This window comes from Streptomyces odontomachi (assembly GCF_024435355.1).
Taxonomy (GTDB): Bacteria; Actinomycetota; Actinomycetes; order Streptomycetales; family Streptomycetaceae; genus Streptomyces; species Streptomyces odontomachi.
The window spans coordinates 16,905-39,650 of record NZ_JAMJWG010000004.1 but is presented as its reverse complement, the minus strand read 5'-3'; the positions used below and the strand labels follow the sequence as shown (position 1 = coordinate 39,650).

At 72.6% G+C, this 22,746-nt stretch carries 15 protein-coding genes and 2 pseudogenes; 6 read left to right on the top strand and 11 right to left on the bottom strand.

The features are described from left to right. Positions 1-64 precede the first annotated feature (64 nt). From NQO67_RS11115 to NQO67_RS11105, 3 genes and pseudogenes are all read right to left on the bottom strand, one after another. Positions 65-1,450: an MFS transporter gene (locus NQO67_RS11115; RefSeq protein ID WP_255949693.1), complete on the bottom strand. Its 1,386-nt coding sequence runs from the start codon at positions 1,448-1,450 to the stop codon at positions 65-67. 5 nt (positions 1,451-1,455) lie between these two features. Continuing rightward, entirely contained in the window at positions 1,456-3,336 is a 1,881-nt protein-coding gene (locus tag NQO67_RS11110; protein WP_255949692.1) for a glycoside hydrolase family 3 protein, read from the bottom strand. A gap of 274 nt (positions 3,337-3,610) precedes the next feature. Then, positions 3,611-4,087 (bottom strand): annotated as a pseudogene (locus NQO67_RS11105) (VanZ family protein); the annotation flags it as partial. Positions 4,088-4,849: 762 nt separating this feature from the next. On the opposite strand from NQO67_RS11105, the gene NQO67_RS11100 reads away from it, so the two are divergent. Beyond that, on the top strand, positions 4,850-5,026 hold the full coding sequence (locus tag NQO67_RS11100; RefSeq protein WP_255949691.1) for a hypothetical protein: 177 nt from the start codon (positions 4,850-4,852) through the stop codon (positions 5,024-5,026). A 270-nt stretch (positions 5,027-5,296) separates the two neighbouring features. On the opposite strand, the gene NQO67_RS11095 is transcribed toward NQO67_RS11100, so the two are convergent. The 4 genes from NQO67_RS11095 to NQO67_RS11080 form a co-directional block, all read right to left on the bottom strand. Beyond that, the gene (locus tag NQO67_RS11095) at positions 5,297-6,097 is read right to left on the bottom strand and encodes a sugar phosphate isomerase/epimerase family protein (RefSeq protein ID WP_255949690.1); all 801 of its coding nucleotides are present in this window, start codon (positions 6,095-6,097) and stop codon (positions 5,297-5,299) included. Between the two features lie 163 nt (positions 6,098-6,260). Then, complete coding sequence (locus tag NQO67_RS11090) at positions 6,261-7,454, bottom strand: bifunctional helix-turn-helix transcriptional regulator/GNAT family N-acetyltransferase (protein ID WP_255949689.1); 1,194 nt, start codon at positions 7,452-7,454, stop codon at positions 6,261-6,263. 385 nt (positions 7,455-7,839) lie between these two features. Next, the gene (locus NQO67_RS11085; protein WP_255949688.1) at positions 7,840-8,664 is read right to left on the bottom strand and encodes an alpha/beta fold hydrolase; all 825 of its coding nucleotides are present in this window, start codon (positions 8,662-8,664) and stop codon (positions 7,840-7,842) included. Positions 8,665-8,852: 188 nt separating this feature from the next. After that, positions 8,853-9,902 (bottom strand): LacI family DNA-binding transcriptional regulator, encoded by a 1,050-nt coding sequence (locus tag NQO67_RS11080; RefSeq protein ID WP_255949687.1) that lies wholly within the window; start codon positions 9,900-9,902, stop codon positions 8,853-8,855. 146 nt (positions 9,903-10,048) lie between these two features. Between NQO67_RS11080 and NQO67_RS11075 the strand changes: the two are divergent. From NQO67_RS11075 to NQO67_RS11060, 4 genes and pseudogenes are all read left to right on the top strand, one after another. Continuing rightward, positions 10,049-11,244, top strand: a pseudogene (locus tag NQO67_RS11075) (RNA-guided endonuclease InsQ/TnpB family protein); the annotation flags it as partial. 355 nt (positions 11,245-11,599) lie between these two features. After that, entirely contained in the window at positions 11,600-12,772 is a 1,173-nt protein-coding gene (locus NQO67_RS11070) for a Gfo/Idh/MocA family protein (protein WP_255949686.1), read from the top strand. Further along, entirely contained in the window at positions 12,769-13,929 is a 1,161-nt protein-coding gene (locus tag NQO67_RS11065; protein ID WP_255949685.1) for a dihydrodipicolinate synthase family protein, read from the top strand. Before NQO67_RS11070 ends, NQO67_RS11065 begins: the two co-directional genes overlap by 4 nt. 41 nt (positions 13,930-13,970) lie before the next feature. Next, positions 13,971-14,780 (top strand): sugar phosphate isomerase/epimerase family protein, encoded by an 810-nt coding sequence (locus NQO67_RS11060; protein WP_255950013.1) that lies wholly within the window; start codon positions 13,971-13,973, stop codon positions 14,778-14,780. A 201-nt stretch (positions 14,781-14,981) separates the two neighbouring features. On the opposite strand, the gene NQO67_RS11055 is transcribed toward NQO67_RS11060, so the two are convergent. From NQO67_RS11055 to NQO67_RS11040, 4 genes are all read right to left on the bottom strand, one after another. After that, positions 14,982-15,992, bottom strand: a complete 1,011-nt coding sequence (locus NQO67_RS11055; protein ID WP_255949684.1) for a ribokinase — start codon at positions 15,990-15,992, stop codon at positions 14,982-14,984. A 112-nt stretch (positions 15,993-16,104) separates the two neighbouring features. Continuing rightward, entirely contained in the window at positions 16,105-16,761 is a 657-nt protein-coding gene (locus NQO67_RS11050) for a response regulator (protein ID WP_255949683.1), read from the bottom strand. A gap of 15 nt (positions 16,762-16,776) precedes the next feature. After that, complete coding sequence (locus tag NQO67_RS11045; RefSeq protein WP_255949682.1) at positions 16,777-17,979, bottom strand: sensor histidine kinase; 1,203 nt, start codon at positions 17,977-17,979, stop codon at positions 16,777-16,779. A 5-nt stretch (positions 17,980-17,984) separates the two neighbouring features. Further along, positions 17,985-20,222, bottom strand: coding sequence for an MMPL family transporter (locus tag NQO67_RS11040; RefSeq protein WP_255949681.1), 2,238 nt, complete (start codon positions 20,220-20,222; stop codon positions 17,985-17,987). Between the two features lie 171 nt (positions 20,223-20,393). Between NQO67_RS11040 and recD2 the strand changes: the two genes are divergently transcribed. Beyond that, on the top strand, positions 20,394-22,631 hold the full coding sequence (gene recD2 / locus NQO67_RS11035; RefSeq protein WP_255949680.1) for an SF1B family DNA helicase RecD2: 2,238 nt from the start codon (positions 20,394-20,396) through the stop codon (positions 22,629-22,631). Positions 22,632-22,746: the final 115 nt, after the last annotated feature.

Here is a 22,746-nt window from a genome sequence, read left to right as displayed (position 1 = left end):
GCGGAGTTACGGAGCGCCCGGCCCTCGGGGGCCCTGACCGCGACGAGGGATGGCGCGGGTGCGGTCACGGGCCGGAGGCCCGGGTCGGGGTGCCGCGTTCGGCGATGGCGCTGACGGCGGTGGCGAGGAGGGTGATCGTGGCGCCGGCGAGGAGGGCCGCCGAGGGGGTCGCCCGGTTCAGGGCGACGGCGGACAGGGTCGCGGTGAGGCTGTAGCCCACGCCCCCCACCGCGTACATGACGGAGTACGCGGCGGCGTGGGTGTGTTCGGGGAGGCACTCTCGAAGGGTGAGGCTGCGGGTGACCATGGCGCCGGACTGGAAGACGCCTGCCAGGAGGAGCCCGGTCGCGATGCCCGGCAGGCTCGGCAGGAGCGAGATCGGGCAGATGCAGGCGGCGGTGGCCACGAGGAACACCAGGCTCTGCACGCGTGCGGAGCCCGGCCAGGTCCGCAGGCCGTAGCAGAACGCGCCGACCGCGCTGGCCAGCGCGAACCCGGCGAGCAGGGGCCCGGACCAGCTGACGGGGATGTGCCGGTCCTCCAGCAGGGCCGGCAGCACGAGTTCCGCGGTGGCCAGCATCGCCATGGCGGCCGCACCGGTGAGGTAGACGGGCCACGCGGAGAGCAGCGTGCGCGCCGTCGGTGCGGCGGCAGGCGCGGCGGGTTCGCCGGCCTGTGGTTCGGGGAGCCGGAACAGCAGGAGCGCGGCGGTGGCCGCGAGCAGCGCACCCAGCACCAAGGGGCCCGCCGGGTGCACCTGGAGGGCGAGGAAGACTACCAGGCCGGGCGCCACGGCCCAGATGAGCTGCGTCAGGACGGCCTCGGCGCTCAGCGCGCGGGTGACCAGGCCATCGGCCACCAGCCGGGTCAGCACGGCACGGATGCCGCCGGGGCAGGCGCCCGGCGTCGCACCGGCCAGGAAGGCGAGCACGACCAGCACGGGGGACGGGGCGGAGCGCGCGAGCGGCAGGGCGCCGAAGGCGAGCGCCCCCGCCAGCAGCCCGGCGGACAGCTTCCGGCGTATGCGGCCGGGGCGCAGACGGGCCCCGAGCAGCGGGGCGCCGACCACCTCGCCCACCACGTAGGCGGCGGCCAGGCCCGCACCCAGGGTGTAGCCTCCCGGGCCCTGCCTGCTCAGGAACACCAGGGCCAGCGGTGCCATGGCCACCGGGGCCTTGCTGGTCAGGGCGAGCAAGGCCCACAGCAGCAGTTCACGGGAGAGCAGGTCCCGGTAGCCGGGGGGAGCGGTAGCGCCGGGAGCGGCCGGAGCGGTAGGGACAGGGGCGGCCGGAGCGGTGGGGCCCGGAGTGGCCGGAGCGGTGGGGTCCGGGGCGCCGACCGCGGCGCCGCCCCGTCCGGGGAGGGCACTGCGGCGTCCCCTCCCCGGTGGGGCGTTCGGCGGTGTGGGCATGCCGCCGGGCGGCTCGCCCGACGGCTCCCGGTACTCCATGGACCTCAGTAGGACAGCCCGTACCCGATCGCGTAAAGCTCCTGGCTCGCATCGTCCGCACGCGGCACCGCGACCGGCAGGTGGCCGCGGGGGCGTGCCTGGCCCGTGAGGACCCGGACCGCGGCCCGCAGTTCGACGTCGGTCCACGAGTAGGCGGCCAGGACCGCCTTGGCGTCGGGGACGTACGCCGCGTCGTACGGGTTGCGGATCGCCAGCACGACCACCGGCACCCCGGTCGCGGCGAGCGCCTGCACCAGCGTGCGTTGGGTGCCGCTCGCGGAGACGTTGTACGTGCCGACGAGCACCGCGTCCGCGTCCGCCGCGGCGGCCACCGCCTCGTCGATCACCGCCTGGGACGGGTTCCCGCTGGCGCCGGTGGACAGCGCGGTGGCGGTGAAGCCCAACTCGGTGAGCGCGTTGGCGAGCACGGTCGTGGGCGGTCCCGTGGTGCCCGACGGGGAGGCCGGGTCGGCGCCGACCACGAGGACGTCGCGGTGCGTGCGGCGCGACAGGGGCAGCACCCGCTCCTCGTTGACCAGCAGCGTCGTGGTGTGCTCCGCGATCCGGTCGGCCGCGGCCAGGTGCGCCCGGGTGCCGACGGAGCGGTCCACGCCCGCGTGCGTGACGTACGGGGCGGTGAACAGGTCACGGCGTGCCTTCATCCGCAGGATGCGGAGGATCGACTCGTCGAGCCGGTCCTCCGTCAGCTCGCCGCCCTTGACGGCGTCCAGCACGGCGTGCCAGGCCACGTCCAGGTCCGGCGGGTTCAGCAGCTGGTCGACGCCCGCCTTCAGCGCGAGCACCGGCACCCGGTCGTCGCCGTACTTCTCCCGGACGCCCGCCATGCCGAGCGAGTCCGTGATGACCACGCCGTCGTAGCCCAGCTCGCCGCGGAGGATGCCCGTGAGGATGGGCTGCGAGAGGGTCGCCGCGTCACCGGAGTCGTCCAGCGCGGGCACCATGATGTGCGCGGTCATGATCGAGTCGATGCCGGCGGCGACGGCCGCCCTGAACGGCGGGGCGTCCAGCTCGTCCCACTGCGCGCGGGTGTGCTGGATGATCGGGAAGCCGTAGTGGCTGTCGGTCGCGGTGTCGCCGTGGCCGGGGAAGTGCTTGGAGGTGCTGGCGATGCCGGCGCTCTGGTAGCCCTTGACCTGCGCCGCGACCATCCGGGCCACCGCCTCGGGATCGGCGCCGAAGGAGCGCACACCGATGACGGGGTTGGCCGGGTTGACGTTGACGTCGGCGTCCGGGGCGTAGTCCTGGCGGATGCCGATGGCGCGCAGTTCGGTGCCGCCGATGCGGGCCGCCTCGCGTGCGTCGGAGGTCGAGCCGCCCGCGCCCAGCGCCATGGCACCGGGCATCAGCGTCGCCGGCGTACCGACCCGCTCGACAATGCCGTACTCCTGGTCGGTGGCGATGAGCAGCGGCAGACCGCGGGGCTGGGCGAGGCCGGCCCGCTGGATGCCGTTGGAGAGGTCCGCGATCTGGTGCGGGTTCTGCGTGTTGTGCGCCCACGCGAAGTAGATGATGCCGCCGACGCGGTACTTCTCGATCAGCTCGGCGGCGGTGCGGACGCCGATCTCGTCGAGGTTGGCGTCGATGTCGGCCTGGTCGGGGTCGGTGGCCGAGGCCCCGTAGACCCGCATGACGAACACCTGGCCGACCTTCTCCTCCAGGGTCATCCCGGAGATGAGCTTCTTCAGGTCATCGTCGTCGAGGTGGTGGGCGCCCTGGTGGGCACCGGTGGCGCCGGGTGGGGCGGCCGGGTCGGCGTCGGCGGCGTGCGCGGGACCGGCGGTGGCACCGGTGGCCGCCAGGGCGACCGCCCCCGCGGATGCGGCGAGCAGGCTGCGTCTGGAGGTGCCGGCGTGTCTGTACTGCACGTGTGCTCCTTCCCTCAGGTGGACCGGGGGCCCTGAGAGCGTGCAACGGTGGGTGTACGGCGAGCGGTGGCGAGCCGTACCGAGCGACATGCTGAAGGAAACTTCCGAGGACGATCGATAGACCGAAAATAATTTCCAGTCAAGTGTCCGCGCGAATCCGGTCAAGTGTCCGCGCGAGGAAGGCGAGAGCGACGGGACGTGGGCCCCGGGGATGGGCCGGGCCCGGAGCGGCCTGGGCCGGCTCGGTGGCGCGGCAGGACCTGGCGGACGACGCTCAGCCCGCGGTCTGGCGCTTGGTGAAGCGGTGCCACCAGTGGACGCGGCGCGGGTGGAGCGCCCGGCCCATCCGCCGGCCGAGCAGGAGATAACCGATGAGCGCGCCGCTGGTGTTGAGGATGACATCGTCGATGTCGAAGGCACGGCCGGTGACCAGCGCACCCTGCACCAGCTCCACCAGCACCATCACCAGCGCCGTGGCGATCCCGACCCGCAGCAGCCCGCGGGCCCTGGGCAGCAGCACCGGCAGCAGCAGCCCGAACGGCACGCCGAGCACGATGTTGCCGCCGATCTGCTTCACGGTGTCCTGGAAGGCGGGTTGCCCGAGGTAGGCGCGGAGGGAGTCACCCGGCCGCAGGTTGTTGTGCGTCAGCGGCACCGACGCCGCCGAGGGCTGCAACGTCAGCCTCGCCAGCACGACGGCGAAGGCGACCATCGCGGCGAACGCGACCACCATGATGAGGACCCGGACCGCGGTCGGCGGCCGCGAGGATCCGGACGACTCGCGCGATCCGTCCGGCTCGGATGCGCCGTCCGGCCCGGATGACTTGGACGGTCCGGACGGCTTGGATGACTTGGGCGTCCCGGACGTCCCGGATGGCCTGGACGGCTTGCTGGACGCCGATTTCGTCTGCTGGCCGGCGGCGAACCACGGAAGGTGCCAGCGGCTCCTGCCCTGCCGGTCGCCCGGCGGGCCGCCTTTCGCGGGGCCCTGGCGCGGGGCGGCCTTGCTGCGCTGCGTCGCCGTCTTCCCGGGCCGGTTGGTCGCCTTGCCGCGCTGGTTGCCCGTCTTCCCGCGCTGGCTCGACGCCTTCCCGGAACGGCCCGCCGCCTTGCCGGGCCCTGTGGTGGGGGCTTTCCCGGGCCGGTTCGCGGCCTTGTCAGGCTCCTTGGAGTTTTTTCCGGATCGCTTCGTCGCCCTGCCGGATTCTTTGGTTGCCTTGTCTGACGTCTTGGTCGTCTTGGCGGGCGCCTTGGTCGTCTTGGCGGACCGCTTCGCTGTCTCCCCGCTCCTGTCGCCGGAACCGGTCTTTCCGCCCCCGCGGGGAGCCGCCTTCCCTCCCTTGCCGGAAGCGGTCTTCCTGCCTTTGGGAGGAGTCGCCTTGCCGATCTCGTATCCGAAGAGCACTACCTTGCGGGCCATACCCATCCCAAGTCCAGGGCGGCCCCTCGGTGCGGGTCCGCCTCCTCGTCGCCGACGTCGCTTGACCCGCGGTTACCCTGTGCCGCCGACGGCATGACCCACGTCTCGGACACGCCTCCTCAGGGCGTCGCCCAGCGACCGTCCTCGGCGCTCGTTGTGCTCGCCGCGCCCCTGGTGCTGGTCGCGCGCGAGGTGACGGAGGCCTCTGGACGCCGCTCGTTGCAGAAGGTCCGGAGCGCACGGACGCGTTCGGCGAACGCGGGACGGTGACCGAGATGCAGCGGACGCGCCGGTGACGGTGCCACCTGGGACGGTGCGGGGCAGGACGGTGCGGGACGGGACGGCGCGGGGCAGGACGGCATGGGACGGGACGGTGCGGGGTGCGACGGTGCGGGGCAGCACGGGCGGTTGGGACGGTGCGGGACCGTGAAGGCGTGACCGGCGCCGCGACGTGCCGCGCTCCCGTCCTGACCTGAGCCCCGCCCCCGCCTCCGTCTACGCCTCCGTCTCCGTCTACGCCCCCGCGTCCACGCCTCCCGCCTACGCTGCCTCGGTCAGTAGCCGGCTCAGGTGGTCGTGGGCCGGACGGAGGAGTGGGGGCAGCGGGGGTGCGGCCTCGTACCAGCGCTTCTCGTACTCCCAGCAGAGCCAGCCGTCCCAGCCCGCCCGGGTGAGCACCTCCACGCACTCGGCGAGCGGCAGCACTCCGGCGCCGAGCGGCAGCGGCGTGGTGTCCTCCGCCGACGCGATGTCCTTGACCTGGACGTAGCCCAGGTGCGGGGCGAGCGCGGCGTAGCTGTCCTGGGGCTGCTCGCCGCCGAGCCAGGTGTGCATCACGTCCCACAGGGCGCCGACCCGGCCGTGCCCGACCTGGCCGAGGATCCGGATGGCCGCGGCTCCGGTGCGGTGCGAGTCATGGGTCTCCAGCAGGATCCGGACACCGCACTCCGTGGCGTACTCGGCGGCGGCGCCCAGTCGACGGGCCGCCGTCGCATCCGCCTGCTCCGCGCTCTGTTCGGTGCCGCCGCCCGGGAAGACCCGGACGTACGGCGCGCCCAGATCGCGCGCCAGCTCCAACAGGCCCTGGATGTCCGCCAGCACCGCGCCGTCGTCGCCCGGCGCCGCCACACGTGCGTACCCGGCGACCCCGACGATCTCCACCCCGCGGTCGGCGAACTGTCTGACCACCTCCGCCCGCTCGGCCTTGCCGATGCCGGGGTGCACCGGCTCCTCGACATGGGCGCGGAGTTCAACGCCGTGGAAACCGTGGTCGGCCGCGAGCCAGGCCACGTCGGAGACGGGCAGCCCGGGTACGCCGAGAGTGGAGAACGCCAGCTTCATGGGCCGGACCCTATCGGCCGCACCCGCTCGGTCAACCCTGCGACATTCCCGGGGGACGGCCGCGGGACAGCCGTCTGACGGCCGCAGGGGCGCCGGGACCGCGCGCGACGGGGCCGCGTCTCCTGGTCGGCGCGCGCCTCCACGGGCTTCGTCGGCCGTGCCGTCAGTCGCGCAGCCGTAGGTGCCAGTCCTGGCCTGTCAGGTCGGCGCCGAAGGAGTGGTGGGGCTGCTCGGCGGTCAGGGTGAAGCCATGGCGCTGGTAGATGCGGCGGGCGGCGGCGAGGATGTCGTTCGTCCACAGGACCATGTCGTCGTAGCCGGTGGCGCGGGCGAAGTCGATACAGGCGGTGACCAGCCGGTCGCCCACGCCCAGGCCGCGGGCGGCCGGCTCGACGAGCAGCAGGCGCAGGCGCGCGGTGCCGGGACGGTCGGGGGCGGCACCGGACGGGCCGGTGGCGGGCCGGCCGGTGGCTGTGTCGGTGGCGGCTGCACCGGTGGCATCTGCGGCCTCTGTGGCGGGTGTGCCGCCGTGGTGGTCCGCCTGGTCGTCGTCATGGTCGTCCCGTACGCACATCACGCAGCCCACCGGGCGGTCGTCCAGCTCGGCTATCCAGACCCGCTCGAGACGGGGGTCGTGATGCGCGGCGTAGTCGGCGACGATACGGGCGACCAGGGTTTCGTACTCCTCGTTCCAGCCGTACTCCGATGCGTAGAGGGCGGCGTTGCGCTGCACGATCCAGCCGAGGTCGCCGGGGTGCGGGGGGCGTAGTACGACGTCCGGGCGGCGGGGGGCGGGGGACTGGCCGGACTGCGGGGAGTGCTCGGCGGAGAGGATGCCGCGGATCGTGCGCATCGCGGCGGCCAGGCGCTCCTGGTCGCGCGCGGGGACATCGGCGAGCAGGGCGCCGACCTTCTCCTGGGAGCGCTCGTCGAGCAGCTTGGCGGTGTCGTGGCCGCGGCCGGTCAACGTGATGCTCTGGCGCCGCGGGTCGCGCTCGGACGGGGCGCGCTCGACCAGCTCGTCCTTCTCGAACCTGGCCAGCAGCCGGCTCAGGTAGCCCGCGTCCAGGGACAGCTCGGTGCGCAGGTCGGCGGCGTCCAGGCGCGGGGAGTGGGCCAGCTCGTACAGGACCCGGGCCTCGGTGAGGGTGTACGGGACGTAGAGGTGGCGGCTGTAGTCGAGGGCGCCGATCAGGTTGGTGTAGAAGCGGCTGAAGGCGCGCAGCTCCTGCACCGGCCCGTCGGCGGCCGGACGGGCGGGGCCGACGCCCGGTCCGGCGCCGTCTTCGGCTGTCCTGGGCTCGGCCGACTCGGTACCGGCGGCCGTCCCGACGTCATGGGCCCTCACGCGCGTCATGCCGCGACTCCTCCACGCTCTGCGTATCTTTGACTGAGTCAACGATATGCCTGCGGAGAGGCCCACGGGAACCCCGACCACCCCTGAGAAAACCCTGACCCGCCCCCGAGTCCCCTGACTCAACGCCGCGGCGACTCAGTCCCCCGGCGACCCAGTGCCCCAGTGATCCAGTGGCCCAGCGAGCACGATGAGCGCAAACAGCGCAATGTGCCCCGTACCTCAATGACCTGAGCACGAGTCCCCGCCCCGCCCCGTCCGCTCCGGCCCCGACCGGGTTCGTCTCCCGTACCCGGGCGGCCCTTGGACCCCCGGCTGCCGCTCCCTCCGTCGCTCTCGCGCTACTCCCGTAGCTTCCGGAGCGCCGCGTTCACCACGTCCGGGCGCGCTACTCCCACAGCTTCCGGAGCGCCGCGTTCACCGCGTCCGGCTGCTGGGTGTGCGGGTAGTAGCCGGGTACGCGCAGCAGGTCGGCGCCGAGCGTTTCGGCGAGTGATGCACAGGCGGCCATGATCGGCTCGCCCACGTAGCTTCGGTACAGCTCGGGGGCGTCCTCCCAGGTGCCGCAGACCACCAGCGTGGGGAAGGGGGCGGTGGCGAGCGGTTCCAGTGGTGGGTCGGCCTCCCATACGGGGCGCTCGTGCATCGAGGTGGCCACCGCCCGCAGCCGGTCGGGCGTCGGCTCCGGCACCGGCAGTCCGATGCCCTCCGTCGACGCGTGGAGGAACTGGTGTGGTGTCAGGTCGGGTGGTGTGGCGGCAGCCGTCTCGACGCGGGCCAGCATCCGGTCGACCGCCGGGTGGCCGGCAGCCGCGCGGAACGCGCTGGGTTGGATCAGCGTCAGCGACCGCACCAGGTCGGGTCGGCGGGCCGCGGCGAGCATCGCCGCGAGCCCGCCGTTGGCGTGCCCGACCAGGTGCACTCGGCCGGCCGCCGCACGCGGCGCCTGCGCGGCCGCCTGCTGCATGACCTCCACCAGGTCATCCGCGTCGGCATCGAAGTCGCTGCGCCGCCCGGGCGGGATGTCGGGGCTCAGGCCGTACCCGCGGCGGTCCAGGAGCAGCAGCCGATGGGTCCTCGCCAGCGGGCGCTGCGCCGCGAAGCCGTACTCCGGGTCGGTGCCCCAGGTGAAGATGCCGTGCGCGAAGACGGCAGGGGACCCCTGGCTGTCCGTCTCATCCCACTCGGTCACGTGTGCCGTGCTCGTCCACATGGGTGGTCAGCCCTTTCGTCCGTCCTTCGATTCCGCGCTTGTCCGTGGCTCGCGGCGAGGCGCCGTCAGGGGCTCCGCCCCGGTGCCGGTGCCGGTGCCGATGCCGGGGCGGGGGTGCGACGGGGCGAGGCTTCCCAAGCGGCGGCCGTCACCTCCTGCCGCCTCCTGCCGCCCCGCCCCCGAGCCCCTCACCTCACCCGCGGCACCCCCGTCGACCCGCGCACCATCAACTCTCCCTGGACCGTGGCGATGCCACCGGGCGGGGGGTCCTCGCGGTGCATGGCGATGCGGCCGGCGCGGGCGCCTGCGGTGTGCAGGGGGAGGCGGACGGTGGTGAGGGCGGGGACGGCGTCCATGCTGAAGGGGAGGTCGTCGAAGCCGGCCACGGAGACGTCGTCGGGGATGCGCAGTCCGCGGTCGCGCAGGGCGGCGCAGGCGCCGAGGGCGACGGTGTCGTTGGCGGCGACGACGGCGGTCAGGCCCGGGTCGCGGCGGAGCAGTTCCAGGGTGGCGTCGTAGCCGGAGCGGCGGTCGTAGGGGCCGTGCAGGGTCAGTTGCGGGTCGGCCGCGAGATCGTGGGCGGCGAGGGCCGCGTGGTGGCCCTCCAGGCGGTGGCGGGTCGTGGTGCGCTCCTCGGGCCCTGCGATGTAGCCGATCCGGCGGTGCCCCAGGGCCAGGAGGTGCTGGGTGAGCCGTAGTCCGCCGCCGCGGTTGTCGAAGGTGAGCGCGATCGCGCCGGTGTCCGGGACCGGTGGGCGCCCGCACAGCAGGACGCGCGTGCCCGCCTCGGTGAGCCGCTGGAGCTTCGCGGTCATCGCCTCGATGTGCGCGGGGCTCTCCACGGCGCCACCGGTGAGCACCACCGCCGCGGCGCGCTGGCGCTGGAGCAGTGTCAGATACGTCAGCTCGCGCTCCGGGGACCCGCCGGTGTTGCACACCACGGCGAGCCGTTCGCCGCCCGCCCGGCCCCCCGGGCCGCCGATCTCGGTCTGCACGGCGCCGGCCATGATCCCGAAGAACGGGTCGGCGATGTCGTTGACGAGGATGCCGACCAGGTCGGAGGTGGCGGCGGCAAGCGCGCTCGCCGGGCCGTTCAGGACGTAGTCCAGCTCGTCCACGGCGCGCAGGACGCGTTCGCGCGTGGCGGCGGCGACCGGATAGTTGCCGTTCAGCACCCGCGAGACGGTGGCGGGGGAGACTCGGGCGCGCGCCGCCACATCCGCAAGGGTCACGGTCATCTGGTTCCTCCGTGGATACTCCGCCCTTCAGGGCGGAGAGGGAACGGACTTCTGCGGAGCAGGGCAATGGGCGGGCTTTCGCTGCCAGGGCGAAAGACCGTGCTCTGACCCGCGGATTTGATCTTTAGCTGTGGTCTCACTAGTTCGTGAGCGTGACCGCGGCGCAGGTGAAGCGGGCGTTCAAGTACCGCTTCTATCCCACGGACGAGCAGGCAGCGGAGCTGTCGCGCACGTTTGGCTGCGTCCGCAAGGTCTACAACATGGCGCTGGCTGCCCGTACGGAGGCGTGGGCGCGTCAGGAGCGGGTGAACTACAACCAGACGTCGGCGATGCTGACGGCGTGGAAGAAGACCGAGGAACTGGCGTTCCTGAACGAGGTCTCCTCGGTCCCTCTTCAGCAGACGCTCCGCCATCTCCAGGCGGCGTTCACCCACTTCTTCGCCAAGCGGGCCAAGTACCCGCGCTTCAAGTCGCGGAAGAAGTCCCGCAAGTCCGCGGAGTACACCACGTCCGGCTTCCGCTTCCGCGACGGGAAGCTGACCCTGGCGAAGATGATGCAGCCGCTGGACATCGTCTGGTCGAGGCCGCTCCCGCAGGGGGCGAAGCCGTCCTCGGTGACCGTGTCGCAGGACGCGGCCGGACGGTGGTTCGTCTCCCTGCTGTGTGAGGACCCCGGCGTCAAGCCGCTCCCCGTCATTGACCGTATGGTCGGGGTGGATGTTGGCCTGGACCACCTCCTGACCCTGTCCACCGGGGAGAAGATCGCCAACCCGAGGCGCGAACGCAAGGACCGAGCTCGCCTCGCCCTGGCCCAGCGGCGCCTGGCGAAGACGGCCAAGCGGAGCAACAACCGGGCCAAGGCCCGGCGTGCCGTCGCGAAGATCCACGCCCGTATCGCCGACCGCCGGCGTGATGGGCTGCACAGGCTCACCACTCGTCTCGTTCGTGAGAACCAAACGATCGTGATCGAGGATCTGACCGTGCGCAACATGGTCAAGAATCGGAGCCTGTCCTGCGCCATCTCGGATGCGGCGTGGGCCGAGTTCCGGAGCATGCTGGAGTACAAAGCCCAGTGGTACGGGCGGGAAGTGATCGCGGTCGACCGCTTCTTCCCCTCCTCCAAGCTGTGCTCTCACTGCGGCACCCTCGCCGAGTCGATGCCGTTGCACGTCCGCACCTGGACCTGCGAAAGCTGTGGCACGACCCATGACCGGGACGTGAACGCGGCGAAGAACCTGCTGGCTGCCGGACGGGCAGTGACAGCCTGTGGAGCTGGTGTACCTCAACGGAGAACTCCGGGCAGGCAGTCGGCGACGAAGCAGGAAACCCACGGCGCGAGCCGTGGAATCTCCCGCCTTTAGGCGGAAGAGCGTCAACTCGTCGTCCTCGTCTCCTCGACTCGTCGCGGGGGACTCCCCATCCTCGTTGCCATCGATTCCCGCCGCCGCCCGCGCGGGGAATCGGCCGGTCCCCCTGCCGGCCCGGCAGGTCCTCCTGCTGCGGTCCGACGGGGAACGGCCCGATCGGGTGTTGCCCGATCCGCTGTGCAGAGGCTAGCTTCTCCTCGTATAGAAAGCGCTTGCTATCGCGCATATCGGTGAGCCCCGTCCGACGGCGGGTGCCGTCGTCCCCGGGTCGTCTCCCGTGGATGCGGCCGGAGAAGTCAGGATGGGCTCGGGCGGGACGGAAGGACAGTCGTGACACGCAAGACGGTGCGTATCGCCATGAATGGCGTCACCGGACGGATGGGGTACCGCCAGCACCTCGTCCGCTCGCTCCTCGCGCTGCGCGAGGCGGGCGGCCTGGCGCTCGGCGACGGTACGGTGCTGTGGCCGGAGCCGGTGCTGGTCGGGCGCCGCGAACACGCGCTCCGGGAGATCGCCGAGCGGCACTCCCTGGAGCACTGGTCCACCGACCTGGACGAGGTGCTCGCCGACGACTCCATCGACATCTACTTCGACGCGCAGGTCACCGCGGCACGCGAGGAAGCCCTCAAGAAGGCGATCGCCGCCGGCAAGCACATCTACACGGAGAAGCCGGTCGCGACCGGCCTGTCCGGTGCCCTGGAGCTGGCCCGGCTCGCCCAGGACGCCGGCATCCGGCACGGCGTCGTCCAGGACAAGCTGTTCCTGCCGGGCCTGCTCAAGCTGAAGCGGCTCATCGACGGCGGCTTCTTCGGGCGGATCCTGTCGGTGCGCGGGGAGTTCGGGTACTGGGTCTTCGAGGGCGACTGGCAGCCGGCGCAGCGCCCGTCGTGGAACTACCGCGCGGAGGACGGCGGCGGCATCGTCAGCGACATGTTCCCGCACTGGGAGTACGTGCTGCACGAGCTCTTCGGCCCGATCCGCTCCGTGCAGGCGCTTGCCACCACGCACCTGCCGCGCCGCTGGGACGAGCAGGGCAACGCCTACGAGGCGACCGCCGACGACGCGGCGTACGGGATCTTCGAGCTGGAGGGCGGCATCGTCGCCCAGATCAACTCCTCCTGGGCGGTCCGGGTGGGCCGCGACGAACTCGTCGAGTTCCAGGTGGACGGCACCGAGGGCTCGGCCGTCGCCGGCCTGCGCAACTGCCGTGTCCAGCACCGCAGCAGCACGCCGAAGCCGGTCTGGAACCCCGACCTGCCGGCCGCCTACGCCTTCCGCGACCAGTGGCAGGAGGTCCCCGACAACACGGAGTTCGACAACGGCTTCAAGGCGCAGTGGGAGGTCTTCCTCAAGCACGTCTACGCCGACGCGCCCTACCACTGGGACCTGCTGGCCGGCGCCCGCGGCGTCCAGCTCGCCGAACTGGGCCTGAGGTCCTCCTCCGAGGGCCGCCGGTTCGCCGTGCCCGAACTGCGGCTGGACGGCACGGAGGCCACCCGGTGACCCTGCTGCTGCCCGGCGCGGACGGCACCCTGCGCCGGTACACCCCGCGCACCACCCCCGCCGTCGCCGCCCCGGAATCCGCCGTCCCCCTCGCGTCCCGCACGGTGCTGTCCGCCGCCCACGTGGTCGCGGACGCCTACGCGGACGTCTCCCCGGACTCCCCGGCGGCCGTCGACTGGGACGCCACGCTCGCCTTCCGCCGTCACCTGTGGTCCCACGGGCTCGGTGTCGCCGAGGCCATGGACACCGCACAGCGCGGCATGGGCCTGGACTGGGCGGGCGCGGCCGAGCTGATCCGCCGCTCGGCCGCCGAGGCACGCGCCGTCGGCGGCCACATCGCCTGCGGCGTGGGCACCGACCAGCTCACCGCGGCCGCGTCCCTGGCCGAGGTGCGCGGCGCCTACGAGGAGCAGCTGGCGCTCGTCGAGAGCACCGGTGCGCAGGCCATCCTGATGGCCTCACGCGCCCTCGCGGCCACGGCCCGCGGACCCGAGGACTACCTCGAGGTCTACGGGCATCTGCTGCGGCAGGCCGCCGAGCCGGTGATCCTGCACTGGCTCGGCCCGATGTTCGACCCGGCCCTGGAGGGCTACTGGGGCAGCGCCGACCTGGACGCCGCCACCGAAACGTTCCTGGACGTCATCGCCACCCACCCGGACAAGGTCGACGGCATCAAGGTCTCCCTGCTGGACGCCGACCGGGAGATCGCGCTGCGCCGCCGGCTCCCCGACGGGGTCCGGTGCTACACGGGTGACGACTTCAACTACCCCGAGCTGATCGCCGGCGACGAGCGCGGCTTCAGCCACGCCCTGCTCGGCATCTTCGACCCGCTGGGTCCGCTGGCCGCGCAGGCGGTGCGGATCCTGGACACCGGCGACGTGAAGGGTTTCAGGGAGCTGCTCGACCCCACCGTCGAACTCTCCCGCCACCTGTTCCAGACGCCCACCCGGTTCTACAAGACGGGCGTGGTCTTCCTCGCCTGGCTCGCCGGCCACCAGGACCACTTCGCCATGGTCGGCGGCCACCAGTCGGCCCGCTCGCTGCCGCACCTCACACGCGCCTACGAGCTCGCCGACTCCCTGGGGCTCTTCCCGGACCCGGCGCTCGCCGCGTCCCGTATGGCAGCCCTGCTCAACGTCTACGGAGTCGCCCAGTGACCGCACAGGCCGCCGGCCTCGCCCGGTTCAGCATCAACCAGATGACGGTGAAGCAGCTCTCCCTGCCCGAACTCGTCGCCGGCTGCACCGAACTCGGCGTGCGCCATGTCGGCCTGTGGCGGGAGCCCGTGCAGGCCTACGGTCTCGAGGCCGCGGCCGCACTGGTGCGGGACGCGGGGCTCACGGTGTCCACGCTCTGCCGGGGCGGCTTCCTCACCGCGGTCGAACCGGACGCACGCGCCGCGGCGATCGACGACAACAAGGCGGCGATCGACGAGGCCGTCGCCCTCGACACCCGGGTGCTGGTGCTGGTGTCCGGCGGCCTGCCACCCGGCAGCAGGGACCTGCACGGCGCACGCGAACGCATCGCGGACGCCCTCGGAGAACTCGCCCCCTACGCAGCCGAACGCGGCGTGCGCCTCGCGATCGAACCGCTGCACCCCATGTTCGCCTCCGACCGCTGCGTCGTCTCCACCCTCGGCCAGGCGCTCGACCTCGCCGAACGCTTTCCGTCCGAACAGGTCGGCGTCTGCGTGGACACGTACCACATCTGGTGGGACGACCGGGCGCCCGGGGACATCGCCAGGGCCGGACGCGGCGGCCGGATCTGCACCTTCCAACTGGCCGACTGGACCACGCCGCTCCCGGAAGGCGTCCTCAACGGCCGTGGCCAGATCGGCGACGGCGCCGTCGACATGCTGCACTGGCGCGGCCTCGTGGAAGCCACCGGGTACACCGACCCGATCGAGGTGGAACTCTTCAACGACGGCCTGTGGGCACGCGACGGCCGCGAGGTCCTCACGGAGACCACGGAGCGCTTCCTCCGGCACGCGGTCCCACCTGCCGCGTAGTCCCGTCCGGACCCGCCGACCCCTCCTGTCGCCGCCGTCTCCGAGGGAAACGAAAAAATCTCCTTCCCCATGCGCAACCCTACGGACCAGTAGGTCGTCGTACTTGGCATCGGAACATCCGGGGGAGGGATCTGGGGGGATCGCGGGGTTCTGATGTATGGGGAGGGGAGCTTGAGGGGGCCGGCCGGGAGGCGGGCCCCCTCAAGTGTGTCCTCCCCGGTCCTCCGACTGGCCGTCGACCGACTGGCCGTCGACCTGGCCGACCGGCCCGTCGACCGCCCCACTGACCTCGGCCGCCGTGGGGAACGACTCCTGCGCACCGGGCCGGGTGACCGTCACCGCGCCCACGCGTGCCGCGAAGACCGCAGCGGTCGGAAGGTCCTCGCCGGCGGAGAGCCGCCAGGCCAGGGCGGCCGCGAAGGCATCGCCGGCGCCGGTGGTGTCGACCGCCGTGACGGGCACCGACGGCACCCGCACCGGCGTGCCACCCCCGGAACGCACGGAGCCCTCGGCGACCAGCGCGCCGTCCGCCCCCAGGGTGATCACCACCGAACGCGGCCCGAGCGCGAGCAGCGCCCGTGCCCATGCCCCGGGATCGTCACCGACGTCGGCCTGCGGACCGAGCAGGACGCGTGCCTCGTGCTCGTTGACGATCAACGGGTCGCAGGCGGCCAGGACCGCGGCGGGCAACGGCACCGGGGGTGAGGCGTTCAAGGCGAAACGGGTGCCGGGACGCAGCCGTCGCACCACCTCCGCGACCGTCTCCAGGGGGATCTCCAACTGTGCCGAGACCACCCGCGCCCCGCCCAGCAGCCCGTCCGCAGCGGCCACGTCCTCCGGGACCAGTCGCGCGTTGGCACCCGGGGCGACGACGATGCTGTTGTCACCCGACGGGTCCACCGTGATCAGGGCGACCCCGGTGGGCGCCGCACCGACCAGCACACCGGCCGTGTCCACGCCCGCCGTCCGCTGCGCATCCACCAGCAGCCGCCCGTACGGGTCGTCGCCGACCCGGGCCAGCAGCGCCGTACGGGCTCCCAACCGGGCAGCCGCCGCCGCCTGGTTCGCCCCCTTGCCGCCCGGGTGCACGGCCAGGTCGGTGCCGAGCACCGTCTCACCGGGGCCGGGACGGCGCTGCACGCCGACCACCAGATCGGCGTTGGCCGACCCTACGACCAGCAGGTCGTGGCCGGTGTCGTGGTTGTGCTGCATGGCTCCCCAGAACTGGTGACGGGTGGCGGGCGGTGGGTCACTTGCAGGTTACGAGGTGGACCGCCGGACGTTCCCGGCGGTCACCACGGATCCCGAGGGCGTGGACCGCGTCCTAAGGGCGCGGGTCACGCTCCGGCCGGACCAGCACGCCGCGTTCCAGGGCCACGACGACCGCGTGGGTGCGGTCGCTGACGTCGAGCTTGGCGAAGACCCGCAGCAGGTGGGTCTTCACGGTCGCTTCCGCGATCACCAGCCTCCTGCCGATGTCCGCGTTGGACAGCCCGTCGGCCACGCCGTGCAGCACATCCAGCTCCCGTGCGGTCAGCGGGGGCTGGGCGGGCCGCCGCATGCGCGCCACCAGCAGCTGGGCCACCCGCGGGGCCAGCACCGTCTCGCCGCGTGCCGCGGACCGGATGGCGTCGACCAGCTGCTCCCGGGTGGTGTCCTTGAGCAGGTAGCCGATGGCGCCCGCCTCCACCGCGCGCTCGATGTCGGTGTCGGTGTCGTAGGTGGTGAGGATCAGCACACCGGTGGCCGCCGGTCCGGCGACTATCTCGGTGGTGGCGGCGACACCGTCGAGGACGGGCATCCTCAGGTCGATCAACGCGACATCCGGCGCCAGGCGTTCGACCAGCTCGACGGCCTCCCGGCCGTTGCCGGCCTCGCCCACCACCTCGATGCCGGGCTCCGGGGCCAGCAGGGCGAGCACGCCGGCCCGCATCACCGTGTGGTCGTCCGCGACGACGACGCGGATCCTGTCCTGGGGCATGCCCCCTCCTGTCGGTCAGTGCAGTGCGTGGGCGGGAACCAGGGCGTGGACACGGGTGCCGTCGCCCAAGGAGCTGGTGACGGTGAGCTCACCGCCGAGTTCCGCAAGCCGCCTGCGCATGCCGTCGAGGCCGAACCCGATCGAGGCGGCCACGTCGAAACCGCGGCCGTCGTCGGTTATCTCCAGCTCGATGCCGTGCGGGTGGGTGGCGAGCAGGACGCCCACGGTGCCGGCGCCGGCGTGCTTGCGGACGTTGGCCAGCGACTCCTGGAGGCAGCGCAGGAGGGCGATCCGCGGCGGCTGGTCGCAGACGACGTCCGGCAGCTCGGCGTCGACGGTGATCCCGGTGTCCTCGGCGAACCGGTCCAGGACCCGGCCCAGGGTCTGCGTGAGGGACCCCGGGCCCGACCGCTCCGCCTGGGCCGAGCCGACGAGGATCCGTGCCTCGGCCAGGTTCTCGCGCGCGGTCTGCTCGATCGACGTCAACTGCTGTGCGCTCCTGTCCGGATCGGCCGCCAGCCCCGAACGGGCCGCTTCGGCGAGGACGATGATGGAGGCGAAGCCCTGCGCGAGCGTGTCATGGATCTCCCGGGCGAGACGCTCGCGCTCCTCCGCGGCAGCACGCCGCTCGATGGTCTCCGCCAGCACCGTCCGGGCGGCGCGCAGTTCCGCGGTCAGCCGCGCTTCCCGCTCGTCGCTGCCCGCCACGAGATGCCGGACGAGCAGGCCGAACAGCACCGAGACCGCGTAGCCGACCAGGGTGAAGACCACGTTGCCGGACAGGAGGCGTGCGTGCGGGCCCTGCCCGGCGGCGATACCGACGACCATGGCAGCGGCGGCCAGACCGCTGAGCGTGATCGAGGCCGCCGGGCCGGCCGCGTAGATCCAGAACTGCGGCAGCGTCACGACGAACAGGGCCGCGCCGCTGCCCATCAGCCAGCCCATCGTGCCCAGACCGAGGACCAGAACGCCCAGGTAGGCGTGCGGACGCAGGACGCGGTTTCCGGGGAACAGGGCCACCGACGCGAAGCCGAGGGTGAGCACCACCAGCACCGCGTAGCAGGGGAGCTTCGTGGTGGCCGGCTCGTCCGCCACCGCGATGGCGGGCGGCACCAGGCCGAACAACACCCACAGCACGGCGTTCCACCGGTGCGGGACCGGTATCGGCAGCGGAGGGGTCACCTCGTCGTAGGGGTGAAGGCGCGGCCGGTGCTCCATGACCGTCAGCCTACGGTCGCCGTGGGCCGGGCCGCGGGCGCTGCCGACCCGGCCCGGAGCACCGGGCGCGAGGGCCACCAACTCCGCTCGCCCAGCAGCAGCATGAGGGACGGCAGGACGAGGAGCCGGATGACGAAGGCGTCCAGCAGGACCGCCGCTGCCAGGCTGAAGCCGATCTGCTTCATCTCGATGATGTGCAGGCCGGTGAAGCTGGCGAACACGATCACCATCACCAGCGCGGCACTGGTCACCACGCCCGCCGAGCTGCCGATGCCGTCCAGCACCGCCCTACGGGTGGGCACACCGCGCCGTACCGCCTCCCTGATCCGGGTGATCACGAACATCTGGTAGTCCATCGACAGGCCGAAGAGGATCACGAACAGGAACAGCGGCACCCGGGAGCCGATCGAGCCGGTGGAGTGGAAGCCCACCAGCCCTTCGGCCCAGCGGTGCTGGAAGACCAGCACCAGCAAGCCGAGGCCGGCCCCCGCCGACAGCAGGTTGAGCAGTACGCCCACGACTCCCAGGACGACGGAGCCGAACGCGGCGACGGTCACGGCGAAGGTGACCAGCAGCAGGGTCGTGATGATCAGCGGCAGCTTCTGCTTCTGGTGCCGAGGGTAGTCGGCGTACCGGGCCACGTCCCCGGTGACCGCCGCCCTGGCACCGGGCACCTTGCCGACCGTGTCCGGCACGTAGGTCGTGCGCAGCCGGTCGAGGGAGGCCTGGGCCGCGTCGGTGCTCACGTAGTGCGGCACCGGCAACTCCAGCAGGCTGATCCGGTGATCGCGGGACGTGCGCAGTTCGGCGGTGCCGGCCAGGGCCGGGTCGTGCTCGGCTCGCCGGGCGAGGGCGCGCAGCGCGCTGCCGATCCGCTCCGCCTGGTCCGGCGACGCCTGCACCACCACCTGGTGCATGGCCTTCAGCTCGGGAAAGGCGGCGTTGAGCCGGTCATAGGTCTGCATGGCGGGGATGCTGCGGGGGTGGGTCTCGCGGCCCATGTCGGTCAGCTTCAGGCCGAGCAGCGGTGCGGTCAGGGCGAGCAGGGCGATCACCGTGACCGTGAGGGCGGCGGCGGGGTGCGCGGCGGTGGGGCGCAGCACGGCCGCGGAGAACCGCCCGGCACCGGTGCCGGATCGGGTGCGCCGGCGCGCGGGCCGGGAGTGCGGGCGCGAGGTGTTGCCGGTGTGCCCGGCGGCGCGGGCGGCCTTCCGCGCGGCGTGCCGCTCGGCCCGGGCACCGAGCTTCGCCAGCAGGGCTGGTAGCACGGTCAGCGAGCTGGCCACGGCGACCAGCGTGACGACGATCGCGCCGGTCGCGATCGAGGAGAAGATCACGTCGTCGGCCAGGAAGAGGGTGGCGCTGGAGGCGGCGACCGCGAGACCGGAGAGGACGACGGCCCGCCCCGAGGTGGCCGCCGCCAGCTCCACGAGCGCCTGGGACGTGAGCCGGCCACCGGCCCGGGCGCGCTCCTCTCGCTCGCGCTTCAGGTAGAAGAGGGTGTAGTCGACGCCGACGGCCATGCCGATCATCAGGATGATGTTGGTACCGACGCCGGCGTCCGGGAAGGCGTGCGAGGCGAGCATCGACAGGCCCACGGCCCCGGCGATCGAGGAGAGCGCCAGCAGCAGCGGCACCGCCGCCATCGCGACCGAGCGGAACACCAGCAGCAGGGTGATCAGGGTGACCGGCAGCGCGATCAGCTCGGTGCGGGACAGGTCGTGCCCCCGCAGCGTGTCGACGCCCTTGCTGATGGAGGGGCTTCCGGTCTCCGCCACCCGCAGCCCGGGATGGGCCCGCTGCACGGCGGCGGTGGCGGCGACCAGCGGCGCGACGTGCTTCTTCGCATCCAGCTCGGCGCCCGTCATGGTCACGGCCACCCGCAGGGCCGTGCCGTCCGCCGAGCGCACCGGGCCGGCCACCGAGCGGACTTCGGGCAGCCGCTGCATGCGCGCGGTGAGGTCCCGCACGGCGGCCTGGGCCGCCGCCGCGTCCAACCGGCCCGTGCCGGATGCCGCGGTGACGAGCACCTGCTCCACCGGACGCTGCTGGAGACCGCCCGAGGCCGCCATCGCCTCGGCTCGCCCGGCCTCGCCCACCCGGAAGTCCGCGGAGGTGGCCGGATGGCCGCCGACCGCGATGCCGGAACCCAGGCAGAGCGCCACGAAGATGAACCAGCCGGCGATCGCGCGCCATGGGTGCCAGGCGCTCCAACGCGCCATCCGCACAGGAAGATTTGTCATGCATTCATGCTGGTCGCGGGCGTGTGCGTGCCAACAGCCTCGACCGATGGAACCTGGGGTCCACCGGTCGGTGGATGCGCACCCCTGCCCCACGCGCCCGCCGGCGCTCCCCCCGGCCGCCCCCCAAGTCCCGTAGGCACCGATGTCACTCGCCGGCGGTACCGTCGGATCATGGCGAATCCGGTGGAGCCGCGGCGGCTTGCGGTGGTCGAGGGCGTCCTGGAGCGGATCACCTACGCGAACGAGGAGAACGGCTACACGGTCGCCCGCGTCGACACCGGCCGGGGCAGCGGTGATCTCCTCACGGTCGTGGGGGCGCTGCTCGGTGCGCAGGTGGGGGAGTCGCTGCGGATGGAGGGCCGTTGGGGCTCCCATCCGCAGTACGGCAAGCAGTTCACGTGTGAGAACTACACCACCGTGCTCCCCGCCACCGTCCAGGGCATCCGGCGCTATCTCGGCTCCGGCCTGGTCAAGGGCATCGGCCCGATCTTCGCCGACCGCATCACCCAGCACTTCGGCCTGGACACCCTCCAGATCATCGAGGAGGAGCCCAAGCGCCTCATCGAGGTCCCCGGCCTCGGCCCGAAGCGCACCAAGAAGATCGCCGACGCCTGGGAGGAGCAGAAGGCGATCAAGGAAGTGATGCTCTTCCTCCAGACCGTGGAGGTCTCCACCTCCATCGCGGTGCGCATCTACAAGAAGTACGGCGACGCGTCGATCTCCGTCGTCAAGCAGGAGCCGTACCGGCTCGCAGCCGACGTCTGGGGCATCGGGTTCCTCACCGCCGACAAGATCGCCCAGTCCGTTGGCATCCCGCACGACAGCCCGGAGCGCGTCAAGGCCGGCTTGCAGTACGCGCTGTCGCAGTCCACCGACCAGGGCCACTGCTTCCTGCCCGAGGAGCAGCTGATCGCCGACGCGGTGAAGCTGCTCCAGGTCGACACAGGGCTGGTCATCGAGTGCCTGGCGGAGCTGGCCGCGCTGGACGAGGGCGTGGTGCGCGAAGAGGTGCCCGGGGTCGACGGCGGGCCCGTCACCGCGGTCTACCTCGTGCCGTTCCACCGCGCGGAGCTGTCTCTTTCCGGCCAGTTGCTACGGCTGCTGCGCACCGAGCAGGACCGGATGCCCGCGTTCCAGGACGTCGCCTGGGACAAGGCGCTCGGCTGGCTGGCCGGGCGCACCGGTGCCGATCTCGCGCCCGAGCAGCAGGAGGCCGTCAAGCTGGCGCTCACCCGCAAGGTCGCGGTGCTCACCGGCGGCCCGGGCTGCGGCAAGTCGTTCACGGTCCGCTCGATCGTGGAGCTGGCCCGTGCCAAGCGCGCCAAGGTGGTGCTCGCCGCGCCCACCGGACGGGCGGCGAAGCGGCTCGCCGAGCTGACCGGCGCCGAGGCGTCCACCGTGCACCGCCTCCTGGAGCTCAAGCCCGGCGGGGACGCTGCGTACGACCGGGAGCGACCGCTGGACGCCGACCTCGTCGTGGTCGACGAAGCGTCGATGCTGGACCTACTCCTCGCGAACAAGCTGGTCAAGGCGGTTCCCGAAGGCGGCCACCTGCTCTTCGTCGGCGATGTCGACCAGTTGCCCAGCGTCGGCGCCGGAGAGGTGCTGCGGGACCTGCTCGGCGACGGCAGCCCGGTGCCGGCGGTGCGGCTCACCAAGATCTTCCGCCAGGCCCAGCAGTCCGGCGTGGTCACCAACGCGCACCGGATCAACTCCGGGCAGCCGCCCGTCACCCAGGGCCTGACGGACTTCTTCCTCTTCGTCGAGGACGACACCGAGGAGGCCGGACGGCTCACGGTGGACGTCGCCGCGCGCCGCATCCCGGCCCGCTTCGGCCTCGACCCACGCCGTGACGTGCAGGTCCTGGCCCCCATGCACCGCGGCCCCGCCGGCGCCGGCGTCCTCAACGGGCTGCTCCAGCAGGCCATCACCCCGGGCCGCCCCGATGTGGCCGAAAAACGCTTCGGCGGCCGGGTCTTCCGCGTAGGCGACAAGGTCACCCAGATCCGAAACAACTACGACAAGGGCGAGAACGGCGTCTTCAACGGCACGGTCGGCGTCGTCACCGCCCTGGACGCCGACGAGCAGCGCCTCATGGTCCGTACCGACGAGGACGAAGAGGTCCCGTACGACTTCGACGAGCTGGACGAACTCGCCCATGCCTACGCGGTGACCATCCACCGCTCGCAGGGCAGCGAGTACCCGGCCGTGGTGATCCCGGTGACCACCAGTGCCTGGATGATGCTCCAGCGCAATCTGCTGTACACCGCGGTGACCAGGGCGAAGAAGCTGGTCGTCCTGGTCGGCTCGCGCCGCGCGCTCGGCCAGGCGGTACGCACCGTCTCGGCGGGCCGCCGCTGTACGGCCCTGGACTTCCGGTTGCGCTCCGGCCGGGGCGCGGCGGTCTGAGCGACGGTACGGGGTCCGGCTCGCGCCGGGGCGCCCGCGTGCCCCGGTGGCGGGAACGCAACCCCGGACGCCGAGCCCTCCCACCCTCGCCGGCGAGGGAAATCAGGACTAATCC

Coding starts and splice junctions, on each gene's coding strand:
- NQO67_RS11045 (WP_255949682.1), bottom strand. CDS start 17,979: ATGGAGCACCGGCCGCGCCTTCACCCCTACGACGAGGTGACCCCTCCG.
- NQO67_RS11040 (WP_255949681.1), bottom strand. CDS start 20,222: ATGACAAATCTTCCTGTGCGGATGGCGCGTTGGAGCGCCTGGCACCCA.
- NQO67_RS11115 (WP_255949693.1), bottom strand. CDS start 1,450: ATGGAGTACCGGGAGCCGTCGGGCGAGCCGCCCGGCGGCATGCCCACA.
- NQO67_RS11055 (WP_255949684.1), bottom strand. CDS start 15,992: ATGCAGCACAACCACGACACCGGCCACGACCTGCTGGTCGTAGGGTCG.
- NQO67_RS11100 (WP_255949691.1), top strand. CDS start 4,850: ATGACCCACGTCTCGGACACGCCTCCTCAGGGCGTCGCCCAGCGACCG.
- NQO67_RS11080 (WP_255949687.1), bottom strand. CDS start 9,902: ATGACCGTGACCCTTGCGGATGTGGCGGCGCGCGCCCGAGTCTCCCCC.
- NQO67_RS11050 (WP_255949683.1), bottom strand. CDS start 16,761: ATGCCCCAGGACAGGATCCGCGTCGTCGTCGCGGACGACCACACGGTG.
- NQO67_RS11095 (WP_255949690.1), bottom strand. CDS start 6,097: ATGAAGCTGGCGTTCTCCACTCTCGGCGTACCCGGGCTGCCCGTCTCC.
- recD2 (WP_255949680.1), top strand. CDS start 20,394: ATGGCGAATCCGGTGGAGCCGCGGCGGCTTGCGGTGGTCGAGGGCGTC.
- NQO67_RS11060 (WP_255950013.1), top strand. CDS start 13,971: ATGACGGTGAAGCAGCTCTCCCTGCCCGAACTCGTCGCCGGCTGCACC.
- NQO67_RS11085 (WP_255949688.1), bottom strand. CDS start 8,664: ATGTGGACGAGCACGGCACACGTGACCGAGTGGGATGAGACGGACAGC.
- NQO67_RS11090 (WP_255949689.1), bottom strand. CDS start 7,454: ATGACGCGCGTGAGGGCCCATGACGTCGGGACGGCCGCCGGTACCGAG.